The sequence below is a fragment of the Lysinibacillus sp. FSL R5-0849 genome, assembly GCF_038595075.1.
Taxonomy (GTDB): Bacteria; Bacillota; Bacilli; order Bacillales_A; family Planococcaceae; genus Lysinibacillus; species Lysinibacillus fusiformis.
The window spans coordinates 4603130-4615680 of sequence record NZ_CP152004.1; the positions used below are offsets into that span (position 1 = coordinate 4603130).

Sequence of the window (12551 nt, forward strand, 5' to 3'; positions counted from 1 at the left end):
TATTGAAAATTTCCCAGGAAAAGATGACCATAAAAAAGCTCCTAATCGCAAATGGATTAAGAGCTTTTTAAACATCTATATAATTGATTTTTATTTCAAACGTAGTGCTTCATCTGTTGTTGCATTAATTTCTTTCAGAAGCTCTGGGTGTTCTGCTAATGATAAACCGTAAGAAGGAATCATTTCTTTAATTTTTGCTTCCCACTCTTTAATATGTTGAGGGAAACATTTATTAATAACTTCTAGCATTACATGTACAGCTGTAGAAGCACCTGGTGAAGCTCCAAGTAAAGCTGCAATTGATCCATCGGCTGCACTTACAACCTCTGTACCAAATTGAAGTGTTCCTTTACCGCCTGCTTCAGTGTCTTTAATAACTTGTACACGTTGACCCGCTACGATAATATCCCAATCATCACTCTTTGCATTTGGAATGAATTCACGTAATTCTTCCATACGTTGCTCTTTTGAAAGCATAAGTTGTTGGATTAGATATTTTGTTAATCCCATTTCTTTAACGCCTGCCGCTAATAAAGTTGTAATATTATGCGGTTTTACAGAGGCAAATAAATCCATGTTTGAACCTGTTTTTAAGAATTTCGGTGAGAAACCTGCAAATGGTCCAAATAGTAACGACTTCTTATTATCAATATAACGTGTATCTAGATGCGGAACTGACATTGGTGGAGCACCCACTTTTGCTTTTCCGTATACTTTTGCATGATGCTGTTCAGATACTTCTTGGTTATTACATGCTAGGAATAAACCGCTAATTGGGAATCCACCAATATGTTTACCTTCAGGAATACCTGATTTTTGTAGTAATTCTAGGCTTCCTCCACCAGCTCCAAGGAAGACAAATTTTGCTGAATGATATTCCATTTTACAGCCGTCTAAATCATGCACATGCACTTCCCATGAACCATCACTAGCTTGTTTTAAACTTTCAACACTATGATTGTAGTTAACATCCACGTCATTTGCTTTTAAGTGGTCAATTAACATACGTGTTAAAGCACCAAAGTTAACATCTGTACCCGTGTCAATTTTTGTTGCAGCAATGTCTTCACCATCAGGACGATCTTCCATAATAAGTGGAATCCATTTTTTTAGTGTTTCAGGGTCATTTGAAAATTCCATTCCTTCAAATAAAGGATTTTGGATCATTGTCTCATGACGTTTTTTAAGAAACTCAACATTTTCTTTCCCTTGCACTAAACTCATATGTGGTAAAGGCATAATGAAGTCTTGTGGATTATTGATCAGCTTATTGTTTACAAGATAAGACCAAAATTGTCTTGAAACCTGGAACTGTTCATTAACATTAATCGCTTTTTTGATATCGATTGATCCGTCTTTTTTCTCTGAAGTGTAGTTCAGCTCACATAGTGCAGCATGTCCAGTCCCCGCATTGTTCAATTCGTGAGAACTTTCTTCTCCTGCTTTCTCAAGCTTTTCAAACACTGTAATTTTCCAATCTGGTGCTAATTCTTTGAGTATTGTTCCCAAAGTTGCACTCATGATTCCGGCACCAATTAAGATAACATCTGATTTTATTTGTCTGTTACTCATTTTTACCTTCCTTATATGTTAAGATTTGCAGAAAGGATGTAAGCACTCCTGCTTTAGAAGTACTGTAAGCCATGGAGCAACCTCGGAGCACACCATTTCTGTATCAATTATTACCTTATTGCAGTTTATCACAATTAGTTCAAGAATAAAATATCAACTATTTATATGAGAGTTATCAGCTTTTTTCGAGCCTTTATCATCATAATTCAAGCAAAAAACTCATTTTTTATTAGACACAAAACTAGGATATTTTAAGTTTTATGGAATAACGGACCTAAAAATGGTTGACATTTTCATAAAAAATATATTCTCTTTTATTATTATATCTGTATAGTAACATAAAAACTGACACGCGTCTCATATCAGAATGAGGCAGATTAACCTTCTATTGGGCTTTTTACATGCCAGCCATCTATACAAAAACCACCCATTTGTTTTAACACATAACTAACCAATGCCTCCAATGATTCCAACATCTGTTCAGTATTGCTCTCTTTCAGAGCATGCAGAAACATTTGTTTAAAGTGCTCATCAGGAAAGGCTGACTTCATATACTTTTGCAGGTAGATAGGATCTACAAGATAGGCATGGATTTGATAAGTAGGAATCGTATCCACATTTAAAAACTGTCCATACTCCATAAACAAAGTCGCTAATGCATGATGATAAACAAAGATAAAGTCTCCTCTCTTTTGCTCATAACAGTCTTTTGTATTATCCAACATATCCCATAATCCATATTTTTTTAATTCTAGAACCGTTTTATTAATTGTTTCATAATTTTTCTCTTGCCATGCATATGCCTCTAATTTTAATTCATTTATTATTCCAGTATAATCAAATAAAATTTGCCCTGTTTGAAATTGTACCATCGACATGGTCCTATGTTTATTAAAATCATCTTGGAAATATCGCCGAATTTGACCTGGTGGATTAGCAAAGTATTCAATCAAAAAGCCATCAACTATTTGATTACCTCTTTCTCGCCATTTCACTTCATTTGATAAAATAATATGTACATCTATATCAGATCGTTCGGAAGGATGTCCTGTAACATAACTCCCACATACTAACGCGCCAACTACTTCATCTCTGCCCTGCCAATCGTTCAAAAATGTTTCGAGTGCTTTTCTCCAATTTGCCAACGTCATCCATTTCCCCTCTTTATTATGTATTTCCTTCAAAACCTAGCAATCCCCCGACAATTGCTTTTGAATGATTGCTGCAACTTCCTATAAATAACGAATGTATTCAATAAAATCCTTCGAGAGTGTATTTCTTGAAGGATTTTGATATGGAGCCACTATTAAAATAGATCAGATAAAAAACTTTGCATGGATGTTGGCAAAAATTGATAGAATAATCCTTCATATTTGATATCGAGTATGCCCGCAATGATCATTACAACAACTGCTACTGCTAAAAAGACTTTCTTATTTTTAGAAATCCACTTCAATAGATTCCACTCCTCTAACTTTATAGTAAACATATTTAAGTATAGATGAGGATCATACAAAATAGTAATCCCTATTTATGTGTGTCACCTCAGTCTGCAATGCGACATAAATTAAATGAAGGAACAAGAATGATTTTAGAAGGGAATGGCTATGGTAAATTTTAAATCTTTTCGTGGTGTCATTACACAAATTAGTGATTTTCCAGTGGGGCAAAATGGGGACAGGGATGGTTGTTATAAAATGATGAGTGTGGAAGATGGTGTAGGCGGAGTTGTCAACTTTGTCATTTCTCCTTCTACTTATTTTGTGAATCAAGAAGTAGTTACGGCTGGTGAATGGGTCACTGGGTATTATGATGGGGATGCACCTGTACCTATGATTTATCCACCACAATATCGTGCATTAATTGTAGTAAAAGAAAATAACTTCCAAAACGTAAAGGTAGATTTTTTTAATCAACAATTGGTGAGTAGCGATGGGCAATTACAATTAAACCTGTCCCCTTCAATCGTTATGTCACTTAAAAATGGGCAACCTTTTACCAAAAGCCCTGCTAATCGAAACCTGATTGTTATGTATGGTCCTACTACTAGAAGTATACCTGCCCAAACTACCCCATATGAGATTATCGTTTGGTGTTAAGAAAAAGTTTGACGGCTTAAGTCCATCCACTTGAACTTAAGCCGTTTTTGTTTGCTACTGTCCAGACATATTTTCTTTCATTTCATGTAGCTGCTGCTTGATTTGCTCTAGATATTCTTTATTTTGCTGCACTGTATCCAAATGCTCGCCATATTGCTCTGCATTGAGACGTGCATTTTCTGCATGTTTGATTTGATCAAAGGCATGCTCGATAGCCATTTCCTCAGGGTGTGATTTCGCATGCTTTAACATACGATCCGCCTTTTGCACCGAGTTACTAAATAATGTACTTGGATGATCCTGCTTCCAACTTGTATCTGAGTGTTTTGCCAATCTACTCTCTTCCCTTCTTTAAAAAGTTTTCATTGTTCAAATGTAGTATTATGAAATGCTCAGAAAATATGTATGGAAAGTATATTAGATAACACAATATTTCCCAGGCTATAAGTGAAGAACTAAGGTATCTACCCTAGTTCTTCTCGATGTGTTGAATAGTTGTCAAATATAAACTAGTGCCACGCAGTACGCTCACTGACTGGTTGTTTGATACCTGTTTTTCCTTTAGTTTCAGCAAAATTATTAACCTGTGCTGAAGATGTATCAAGTTCAAATTCAGAACCAAACTCTTCCTGGAGCTTTTGTCGAGGTTGGTTTGTTATGCTTGCACTTCTCGTTTCATTTGCTTTAGCATCTTTACGATTTGTATTCATATTTGACATAACCATCCTCCACTAATTATTTGAGAAGCTTTTAAACATTCATGCGTTTTAAAACTTCTCACTGTAAAGTTTGTCCATGTAAAAAGAATGCATGTACAATAAATTTTTTATTTTTACGAAGATTATCGTGAAGGCTCTTTCCTCGACGTCTCATTGTTATTCCTTTTATGTCGCTTGCAATCTTATTTTCTTTCTGACTATAATATTTGTATACAAGTATACTGAAATTAAAAAAGGTGATATTATGAGCGAATCTAATGATTATTTATATCCTCAAAAATGGCTTTCTAAGGCTTCAACTGGCGATCGTGTAGCTTATGAGCTTAGAATGCGTATTATTTCAGGATTAATTGAAAGCGGTACCATTCTTTCTGAAAACAAATTAGCAGCCGATTTTGAAGTAAGTCGTTCACCCATTCGTGAAGCATTAAGGACATTGGCATCTGAGAACATCATTAGACTTGAGAAAATGGGCGCTGTTGTCATTGGTTTGTCAGAGAAGGAAATAGAAGAAATATATGATGTTCGTTTACTGATTGAGACATTTGTGTTTGAGCGCCTCATTAAAATGGATACAACTAACCTAGCGCTAGAACTTAGCAAAACATTAGAAATGATGAAGGTTGCCATAAAATATAATGATGCAGATGAATTTTCTTATCAGGATGTTATGTTCCATGAAGCTATTATTCGCTCCATTGGACATTCCTATATCGGTATGATCTGGAATAATTTAAAACCAGTAATGGAAGGATTAATACTACTATCCATGCGCATGCGCTTTATTGAAAAATACGATGATTTCACTCGTATTGTAAACAATCACGAGCTATATATAGATGCTATCCGAGCTAAAGATCGAAAGCTCATGATTAAATCTTTACATGACAATTTTGACGATGTTCAAGGGACTGTGGAGGACCTATGGAGGTCTCAGCAAATGCTATCTAAAGGGGTTGAGTCACAGGATGACTAACTATATGTTAGGTGTAGATATAGGGACTACTAGCACAAAAGCTGTATTATTCAGCGAGCAAGGCAAAGTTATTCAACAAGAAAATATTGGGTATCCACTATATACACCTGATATTTCGACAGCGGAGCAAAATCCAGAAGAGATTTTTCAGGCAGTACTGCAAGCAATGTCAAATATTATGAAAGTCCATTCGGGCAAACCATTATTATTTGTATCCTTTAGTAGTGCCATGCATAGTGTAATTGCGATAGACGAAAATGACCGACCGTTAACTCCTGTCATTACTTGGGCGGACAATCGTAGTGAAGCATGGGCACATAAAATTAAAGACGAATGGAACGGGCATGAGATTTATAAAAGAACGGGGACCCCAATTCATCCCATGTCCCCGCTAAGTAAAATTACATGGCTTGTAAAGGAACACCCTGAACTAGCTAGTAAAACAAAAAAATATATCGGCATTAAAGAATATATTTTTAAAAAGTTCTTCAATGAATATGTCGTGGATTATTCATTAGCCTCCTCTATGGGGATGATGAATCTTCACACTTTAGAATGGGATGAAGAGGCCTTAACGGTGGCTGGAATTACAAGTGCACAATTATCAACACTCGTACCAACAACTAAATATTTCACCGACTGTCACCCAATTTTAGCTGAGCAAATCGGCATTGATCCTCAAACACCTTTTGTGATCGGTGCAAGTGATGGTGTGCTTTCAAATTTAGGAGTTAACGCCATTAAGGAAGGCGAAATTGCCGTTACAATTGGGACAAGTGGTGCCATTCGTACGATTATTAATAAACCCAAAACAGATGTAAAAGGAAGAATTTTTTGTTATGCATTAACAGAAAACCATTGGGTTATTGGGGGCCCCGTAAACAATGGAGGCATGGTTCTTCGTTGGATTCGTGATGAGTTTGCCTCTTCTGAGATTGAAACCGCTAAAAGATTAGGCATTGATCCGTACGACGTGTTAACGAAAATTGCCGAGCGTGTAAGACCCGGTGCTGATGGATTACTCTTCCATCCCTATTTATCAGGGGAGCGCGCTCCTTTATGGAATCCAGATGTACGTGGTTCATTTTTTGGTTTAACCATGTCCCATAAAAAAGAGCATATGATACGAGCTGCTCTTGAAGGGGTTATCTACAATTTATATACCGTATACCTAGCCTTACTTGAATGTATGGAAAGTCCCGTTACACGTATTCAAGCAACAGGTGGTTTTTCACGATCAGAGATTTGGCGACAAATGATGGCTGATATTTTTGAATCAGAGGTAGTAGTACCTGAAAGCTATGAAAGTTCCTGTCTTGGTGCTTGTATTTTAGGCTTATATGCAATCGGCAAAATTGATTCCTTTGAAGTGGTTGCGGATATGATTGGTGACACTTATAAACATACCCCTTTAGAAGAGGCAGCTAAAGAATATAGACAGCTACTTCCTATTTTCATTCGTTTATCAAGGGTATTAGCAGACGATTATGCATCTATTGCTCAATATCAGAGGAGCTTAATAAAGCCCGACTAAAAAGGAGGAAAATATATGCCTTTAGTTATTGTAGGTATTGGTATTATTGCACTGTTAATTTTAATAATGGTCTTTAAATTAAATACGTTTATCTCTTTAATCATTGTTTCATTTGGTGTGGCTTTAGTTCTTGGAATACCTGTAGATAGTATTGTGAAAACGATTGAAGCAGGATTAGGTGGTACACTAGGTCACTTGGCATTAATATTTGGACTTGGCGCAATGCTAGGTAAATTAATAGCCGATTCAGGGGGCGCACAGCGCATTGCTATGACCCTTGTGAACAAATTTGGAGAAAAAAATATTCAGTGGGCCGTGGTAGCGGCATCCTTTATTATCGGAATTGCCCTTTTCTTTGAGGTAGGACTAGTACTATTAATACCTATTGTTTTCGCTATTTCAAGACAATTGAAGGTATCTATTTTGTATCTAGGTATTCCGATGACAGCCGCTTTATCGGTTACACATGGATTTTTACCCCCACATCCAGGCCCTACAGTGATTGCAGGTGAATATGGGGCAAACATTGGGGAAGTATTGCTTTATGGTTTTATTATCGCCATTCCAACTGTAATTATAGCTGGGCCATTATTTACAAAGGTAGCTAAAAGATTAGTGCCTGAATCATTCAATAAAACTGGGAATATTGCCTCTTTAGGAGAGCAAAAAACCTTTGAGTTGGAGGATACTCCTAGCTTTGGCATCAGTGTTTTCACTGCATTGTTACCCGTTATTTTAATGTCCATCGCTACTATAATTACACTGCTACAAAAAACAATAGGCTTCGAGGATAACAGCTTATTAGCCGGAATCCGCTTCATCGGAGAGGCTGGTACCGCCATGTTAATTTCCTTATTAGTAGCCGTTTATACGATGGGTATAGCAAGAAAAATTCCAATTAAGCAAGTAATGGAATCCTGTACAACAGCAATCTCACATATTGGCATGATGCTGTTGATTATTGGTGGTGGCGGTGCCTTCAAACAAGTATTAATCGATGGGGGCGTCGGTGATTATGTAGCTGAGCTATTCCATGGAACTACCTTATCACCCATTCTATTAGCATGGATCATTGCTGCTATTTTACGTATTTCATTGGGATCAGCTACGGTTGCCGCTTTAACAACAGCTGGGCTAGTAATCCCTATGTTAGGCCAACATGATGTGAACCTTGCATTGGTGGTTCTTGCGACAGGTGCGGGAAGCTTAATTGCTTCACATGTTAATGATGCTGGATTTTGGATGTTTAAAGAATATTTCGGATTAAGTATGAAAGAAACGTTTGCTACATGGACGTTGCTAGAAACCATTGTATCTGTAGCTGGTTTAGGATTTATTTTATTACTTAGTTTATTTGTTTAAAAAATAGACAAGAAGGAGCGAGCATAAATGTTAAATACAATAGGCGTTATTGGTTTAGGTGTTATGGGCAGTAATATCGCCTTAAACATGGCTAATAAGGGCGAGCAAGTAGCTGTTTATAACTATACACGCGATCTAACGGACAAACTTCTACAAAAGGTCGAAGGACAAGCGCTTACTCCTTACTATGAAATAGAAGATTTTGTGCAATCTTTAGAAAAGCCAAGAAAGATCTTTTTAATGGTGACTGCTGGTAAAGCCATTGATTCAGTCATTGATTCCTTAGTGCCTTTCCTTGAAACAGGCGATGTTATTATGGACGGCGGTAACTCTCACTATCAAGATACCGAGCGTAGACATGATGAACTGATGGCTCGAGGTATCGGCTATTTAGGCATTGGCATTTCAGGTGGTGAGGTTGGAGCTTTGACAGGTCCTTCTATCATGCCTGGTGGCGATCGTGAGGTCTACGAAAAAGCGGCTCCTATTCTTACGAAAATAGCAGCGCAATTTAAGGGCACTTCATGCTGCACGTATATGGGGCCTAAAGGGGCAGGCCATTTTGTCAAAATGGTCCACAATGGTATCGAGTACGCTGATATGCAGCTTATTGCCGAGGCCTATACATTTTTAAGAAATAATGTTGGATTGTCTGTTGAGGAGATCGCTGAAATCTTTGAAACATGGAATGAAGGTGAATTAAAAAGCTATTTAATTGAAATTACAGCTGAAATTTTACGAAAAAAAGATGATGTCACAGGCTTACCTCTGATCGATATGATTCTTGATAAAGCTGGTCAAAAAGGAACTGGCAAATGGACGAGTATGCAATCCATCGATAATGGTATTCCTACTTCAATTATTACAGAGGCTTTATTCGCTCGCTATATTTCATCATTAAAAGAAGAACGAGTTCGTGCAGAAGTAGTATTAGCAGGTCCCAGCAGTACTCAGCCAAATCTCGATAAAGATATGTGGGTAGAATATGTCAGACAAGCCCTCTATATGGGGAAAATCTGTGCCTATGCACAAGGCTTTACGCAATATAAAATGACTTCAGAGCTCTATAATTGGAACTTACCATTAAAGGATATTGCGCTCATTTTCCGTAGTGGCTGCATTATACGTGCAGAGTTTTTAAATGTTATAAGCGATGCTTATGAGAAACAACCTACACTCGCTAACCTATTAATCGATCCTTACTTTGCAGAAAAAACAAAGGATTATCAAAGTGGATTGAGAAAAATTGTGTGTGAAGGTATACAGGCAGGTAATGCATTCCCATGCTTAAGTGCATCGCTCACATATTATGATAGCTATCGAACTGGTTCATCTAATGCTAATCTGCTACAGGCACAGCGCGATTATTTTGGTGCTCATACATATGAGCGAACTGATTTAGCAGGTTTTTTTCACACAGATTGGTAAGTAAAAAGCTAAAATATACATCATTGTTCAATGATTGTATATTTTAGCTTTTTCATTATCTCTATACACATGTACTCGATTACGTCCTGCTTGTTTTGCTGAGTACAGTGCTTTATCTGCTTTGTTCAAGAGTTGATATAAGGTCTCTTCCCCATTTGTCCCTTCAGCTACCCCACAGCTAATCGTAGTCGTAATGATGCCCTCTGTAGTCTTAAGCGGTTGTAGCTCTATACTCTGACAAAGCTTATTTGCTAAAGCCTCTCCCTCTACTAATGTGCATCCTCGTAACGCAAGAACAAATTCTTCACCGCCATATCTTGCAAAAAGTTCACCACGTTTTAATTCATCCTGACAAGCCTTAACGACATGAACAAGTACTTGATCACCCACTGCATGACCATACGTATCGTTGACATGTTTAAAATGATCAATATCCATTAGCACCACGGTAAATGAGGATGACATCCCTTTCGCCTCAACGTATGCTTGATTACATTGTTGAAAAAATGCACGGCGATTATAAATTTGTGTAAGCTCATCATAATAGGCCTGTTTTTCTAACATTCTTTGGAGATTTTTTACCTCCGTCATATCGGTGAAAATTAGTAATAGTCCACTACCATGATTCACATGCTGTAGTGCTGAAATACGCACTTGATATGTACGATTAGTAAGATCTAGCTCAAATTCCTGTGTCTTCACCACTCTCTCCCCTGTAAAGGGAATCGACTGCCCCGTTACCTCAAGCCATACCTTCGCAAAGTCCATGCCGAACATCGATCTCGTTAAAGATGGGATCATCTTATTACAAGCTTGATTAAATTCTATTAATCGATAACTTTCATCTAATACGATAACGCCATCATTGATACTATGAAAGATAGCATCTTTAGCGACCGGCATTACTCTAAACAAGCGCGAGGAATGAATAGACCATAAATATAACAGGGAGGAAGCCCATAAAACCATTGGAACTGGATCAATTCCTTGTGGTGTTAAGCCCAGCAAATAGACAAATGCTGTTATAATGGGAATCAACTGCCCACACATTAACGCAATTAATTGTGGTCGATAAGACTTAGCTGTTTCCTTCCAATGGGTCAGCACTAATAAAAATGCTACCAGCATGCTGGAAAATGTGAAGATGCCGTGAAGGATATACCATAAACCAATTTCCTGATGAATATAAGGAGCCCCCAAAACAGGGTCAATTTCAAATACTCGATAATGTAAATGATGGATATCATTCGTAGCAACCAACACTATACTAATAGCAGGAATAACAAGAATTCCAATGAGTTTTTTCTTTGATAATTGAAAGCCCAAATACTGCATGATAAACAATAAGCCTAAGGGTGCTGAAGTTGCCATGCCGATATATAAAATAGTTGTCCAAATCTTTATAGCCTCAAGTGATGTAGCTATTATGCAAAACGCAGAAGCAAAACAGTACACCGTTATTAAAGCTGTATAACCAATAAACAATTGAGCAATTTTTGTATAATTAAAACGTTGTAGAAAGACATATAAACATAAATACAAATTTAGTACACCTGATGTACAGCAAAGAGTAATAAAAGCGGTCAATTGCGAATTCATGTCTATGTACCTCTTTAAATTTTTATTTTTAATGTAGCATACATGCAAAACTTTGTGGATGTATTTATCACAACGAGCAGGCAAAAATCGAAGGAGTTTCAGGAGGGCAATATGACTAATCAAGACAGCCTAGACATCATCTTTTCAGATCCAATCGAAAGCCTTCCCCACCCCTTCTATCATAAGCAAATTGTGTTTACAGGCGCTCTTTCCACGATGACTCGTTCAGAAGCAGCCAAACAAGTAAAGGCTTGTGGTGGATTTTTACAAGGTACCGTTACACAACAAACGGATTTTGTCATCCTTGGAGACAAACGTCGTGGCATCAGTACTAAACAACGCAAAGCTGAGCAACTAATAAACTATGGTGAGGATATTCAAATACTTATAGAGGCCGATTTTTTATGGCTTATTTCGATACCAAAGGAAGTTGGAGGATAAGGGTATATACGAGGTTATCGGCACATATAAAAGGCTAAATCCTAATTGATTTAGCCTTTTTAATGTCTACTTATTTACTTTAGGTGTCGGGTAATCAAAGCCCTTCGTGTCCACCTCTACTTTTTTCATTTGCTGATCTTCTAATGGTTTATCGGTAGCATCTCGCTCAGCCGCAACTATAGCATCTACCGTTTCCATACCTTCAAGAACTTTCCCAAAAGCAGCGTAGTCTCCATCTAGATTCGTCGATTCTTTTACCATAATGAAAAATTGTGATCCTGCAGAGTTTGGATCTTGCGAGCGTGCCATTGAAATGACACCACGTTCATGTTTCAGGCTATTGTCCCAACCGTTTGAGGAAAACTCGCCATCAATTGAATAGTCAGGTCCACCTGTCCCATTACCTGAAGGGTCTCCACCTTGAATCATAAAATCAGGAATGACACGATGGAATATAAGACCATCATAAAATCCTTCTTTCACTAATGAAATAAAGTTCGCTACAGTATTGGGTGCTATAGTAGGCTCTAATTCAATGACAATTTTTTCATCATTGCTCATCGTAATTGTTACAATGGGATTTTCTTTCACCTTTGATGCGTAATTTTCTTCTGATTCCTTCGTTGTACTTCCCTCTGTTTTCTTATTGTCCTTAGCTGTACCACAGCCCGCAAGTACAAAAATGATTGCTAGCAACGATAACACTACATAAAAACCTTTGTTACGTGTGAACATCTTTTCAACTCCTCTTATTTTCCATCTATTCATTATAAAACTATCCCATGCTTGACCACAATCATTCACCCATCATGTCGAGGTGA

Annotated in this window: 13 protein-coding genes; 6 read left to right on the forward strand and 7 right to left on the reverse strand. The window is 37.3% G+C overall.

The window, feature by feature from the left end:
• Positions 1-90: 90 nt before the first annotated feature.
• From mqo to MKY80_RS22915, 3 genes are all read right to left on the reverse strand, one after another.
• On the reverse strand, positions 91-1572 hold the full coding sequence (gene mqo, locus MKY80_RS22905) for a malate dehydrogenase (quinone) (RefSeq protein ID WP_342531353.1): 1482 nt from the start codon (positions 1570-1572) through the stop codon (positions 91-93).
• 377 nt (positions 1573-1949) lie between these two features.
• Positions 1950-2723: a nucleotidyltransferase domain-containing protein gene (locus tag MKY80_RS22910; protein ID WP_342531354.1), complete on the reverse strand. Its 774-nt coding sequence runs from the start codon at positions 2721-2723 to the stop codon at positions 1950-1952.
• Between the two features lie 155 nt (positions 2724-2878).
• Positions 2879-3028, reverse strand: coding sequence for a hypothetical protein (locus MKY80_RS22915; RefSeq protein ID WP_237068916.1), 150 nt, complete (start codon positions 3026-3028; stop codon positions 2879-2881).
• 151 nt (positions 3029-3179) lie between these two features.
• Here MKY80_RS22915 and MKY80_RS22920 point away from each other — a divergent pair, with 151 nt between their 5' ends.
• Positions 3180-3671, forward strand: coding sequence for a hypothetical protein (locus MKY80_RS22920; RefSeq protein WP_008177884.1), 492 nt, complete (start codon positions 3180-3182; stop codon positions 3669-3671).
• 54 nt (positions 3672-3725) lie between these two features.
• Here the strand turns inward: MKY80_RS22920 and MKY80_RS22925 are convergent, their stop codons facing one another.
• Both MKY80_RS22925 and MKY80_RS22930 read right to left on the reverse strand, forming a co-directional pair.
• On the reverse strand, positions 3726-4004 hold the full coding sequence (locus MKY80_RS22925) for a hypothetical protein (RefSeq protein ID WP_089986434.1): 279 nt from the start codon (positions 4002-4004) through the stop codon (positions 3726-3728).
• Between the two features lie 176 nt (positions 4005-4180).
• The gene (locus MKY80_RS22930) at positions 4181-4390 is read right to left on the reverse strand and encodes a hypothetical protein (RefSeq protein WP_036196607.1); all 210 of its coding nucleotides are present in this window, start codon (positions 4388-4390) and stop codon (positions 4181-4183) included.
• 244 nt (positions 4391-4634) lie between these two features.
• On the opposite strand from MKY80_RS22930, the gene MKY80_RS22935 reads away from it, so the two are divergent.
• Genes MKY80_RS22935 through gnd form a run of 4 tightly spaced genes read left to right on the forward strand, consistent with a single transcriptional unit; the run spans position 4635 to position 9690 of the window.
• Positions 4635-5366 (forward strand): GntR family transcriptional regulator, encoded by a 732-nt coding sequence (locus MKY80_RS22935; protein ID WP_008177887.1) that lies wholly within the window; start codon positions 4635-4637, stop codon positions 5364-5366.
• Positions 5359-6900 (forward strand): gluconokinase, encoded by a 1542-nt coding sequence (gene gntK / locus MKY80_RS22940; RefSeq protein WP_008177888.1) that lies wholly within the window; start codon positions 5359-5361, stop codon positions 6898-6900. Before MKY80_RS22935 ends, gntK begins: the two co-directional genes overlap by 8 nt.
• Before the next feature lie 15 nt (positions 6901-6915).
• Positions 6916-8262, forward strand: coding sequence for a GntP family permease (locus MKY80_RS22945; RefSeq protein WP_089986435.1), 1347 nt, complete (start codon positions 6916-6918; stop codon positions 8260-8262).
• Between the two features lie 27 nt (positions 8263-8289).
• A complete protein-coding gene (gene gnd, locus MKY80_RS22950) occupies positions 8290-9690 on the forward strand; it encodes a decarboxylating NADP(+)-dependent phosphogluconate dehydrogenase (protein WP_089986436.1) in 1401 nt (466 codons plus the stop codon).
• Positions 9691-9717: 27 nt separating this feature from the next.
• Here gnd and MKY80_RS22955 read toward each other — a convergent pair whose 3' ends face one another.
• Entirely contained in the window at positions 9718-11289 is a 1572-nt protein-coding gene (locus MKY80_RS22955) for a diguanylate cyclase (RefSeq protein WP_090002661.1), read from the reverse strand.
• A gap of 111 nt (positions 11290-11400) precedes the next feature.
• On the opposite strand from MKY80_RS22955, the gene MKY80_RS22960 reads away from it, so the two are divergent.
• The gene (locus tag MKY80_RS22960; RefSeq protein ID WP_342531362.1) at positions 11401-11730 is read left to right on the forward strand and encodes a BRCT domain-containing protein; all 330 of its coding nucleotides are present in this window, start codon (positions 11401-11403) and stop codon (positions 11728-11730) included.
• 66 nt (positions 11731-11796) lie between these two features.
• Here MKY80_RS22960 and MKY80_RS22965 read toward each other — a convergent pair whose 3' ends face one another.
• Positions 11797-12465, reverse strand: a complete 669-nt coding sequence (locus MKY80_RS22965; protein ID WP_342531364.1) for a peptidylprolyl isomerase — start codon at positions 12463-12465, stop codon at positions 11797-11799.
• Positions 12466-12551 lie beyond the last annotated feature (86 nt).

Excerpts from the sequence above, each read along its gene's own strand:
- mqo (WP_342531353.1), bottom strand. The coding sequence starts at position 1,572 with ATGAGTAACAGACAAATAAAATCAGATGTTATCTTAATTGGTGCCGGA.
- MKY80_RS22910 (WP_342531354.1), bottom strand. The coding sequence starts at position 2,723 with ATGACGTTGGCAAATTGGAGAAAAGCACTCGAAACATTTTTGAACGAT.
- MKY80_RS22920 (WP_008177884.1), top strand. The coding sequence starts at position 3,180 with ATGGTAAATTTTAAATCTTTTCGTGGTGTCATTACACAAATTAGTGAT.
- MKY80_RS22930 (WP_036196607.1), bottom strand. The coding sequence starts at position 4,390 with ATGTCAAATATGAATACAAATCGTAAAGATGCTAAAGCAAATGAAACG.
- MKY80_RS22935 (WP_008177887.1), top strand. The coding sequence starts at position 4,635 with ATGAGCGAATCTAATGATTATTTATATCCTCAAAAATGGCTTTCTAAG.
- gntK (WP_008177888.1), top strand. The coding sequence starts at position 5,359 with ATGACTAACTATATGTTAGGTGTAGATATAGGGACTACTAGCACAAAA.
- MKY80_RS22945 (WP_089986435.1), top strand. The coding sequence starts at position 6,916 with ATGCCTTTAGTTATTGTAGGTATTGGTATTATTGCACTGTTAATTTTA.
- gnd (WP_089986436.1), top strand. The coding sequence starts at position 8,290 with ATGTTAAATACAATAGGCGTTATTGGTTTAGGTGTTATGGGCAGTAAT.
- MKY80_RS22955 (WP_090002661.1), bottom strand. The coding sequence starts at position 11,289 with ATGAATTCGCAATTGACCGCTTTTATTACTCTTTGCTGTACATCAGGT.
- MKY80_RS22960 (WP_342531362.1), top strand. The coding sequence starts at position 11,401 with ATGACTAATCAAGACAGCCTAGACATCATCTTTTCAGATCCAATCGAA.
- MKY80_RS22965 (WP_342531364.1), bottom strand. The coding sequence starts at position 12,465 with ATGTTCACACGTAACAAAGGTTTTTATGTAGTGTTATCGTTGCTAGCA.